1 protein-coding gene is annotated in these 1007 nt (G+C 52.0%); it reads right to left on the bottom strand.

Annotation, left to right across the window (positions count from 1 at the left end):
* Positions 1-1007, bottom strand: a 1007-nt coding sequence (locus AD948_RS00140) for a Hint domain-containing protein (protein WP_169797359.1), incomplete at both ends; no start/stop codon positions are given.

The following is a 1007-nucleotide window of genomic DNA, read 5'->3' as shown; positions in this document are numbered from 1 at the left end:
TAAGGACCAGCAGCACGCACAGTGAGAGACAGAATGCCCATTTTGCCATTGGATAGATAATCACCCAATGGAAGTTCTGCGTTACCAGTCGTCCAGGCTACGCCGTCCCATCCCATATCAGCCTGCCAGCCAGCAGGCTTTTCAGTCTGGAGATGAGACGTGATGGCATGATGCTGTTTGGCGCACTGGAGATTGATCTCGCCAACCGCAACACCCATAAAGCGGCGATCATCCACAAACGGTCCGATTACATCAGAGGGACGGCTGGCACGAGAAACAATGCGGACTGACTTTGTTTCCGGTGGCAGCATGAAATTGTAGTTCTGCGCGCTCTGACGCATCGGACGAATGATGGCTCCTGTTTCTGTCACCAGATGAAGGTCAGGATCAGTGGTCAGTTCCGGCTGTGCTGCCGAGGAATGACTGCAAGAAGCGCTGTTTTCGCGCCATTCAAGAGCACGGTAAAGAGGTTCGACAAACGAACGCGCCACATTCAACGGCGCACCTGCATCGCCCTCCCAGCTTTTGACTGCGCCACGCAGGGTCACAATCTTGCCTTCCTGCCGGAAAGAAGACCGGTTGCCTGTATCCAGATAGCTTTCGGTCAGCATGCCATCAGCCATGATAACAGAATGCTGTTCCGTTTCGACATGGTAGTAGTCATAGGATGTGATGGACTTGTCGTATAAAATCGACACGCCATTGACCAGCATACGGACGGGCACAAAGCTGTCTTTGAAGAATAGGCAATGTTCGGCCGTGATCAGCATATCCTTGTAGGGAACGCCATCGGCGATGGCACCTTTCAGAATACGAACGGGCCAGCCTGCCTCATCGTCAGACAGTTCAGGCCGCACTGCCGCGCGAGTTTTACCAACCCAGACAACAGGGCGTGTAATGTTCTTGTTATTTCTCCAGTCAAAGGCAATAACTTCATCACCAATCTGAATATCTTCAACAGCCACATCACCATCCGGTGTACGAATCATGCTACCAGCAAGAAAACA

Origin of the sequence: Acetobacter senegalensis (genome assembly GCF_001580995.1) — a bacterium.
GTDB classification, from domain to species: Bacteria; Pseudomonadota; Alphaproteobacteria; order Acetobacterales; family Acetobacteraceae; genus Acetobacter; species Acetobacter senegalensis.
The sequence above is the reverse complement of the archived record's forward strand: the minus strand, read 5'-3'. Positions and strand labels throughout refer to the sequence as shown.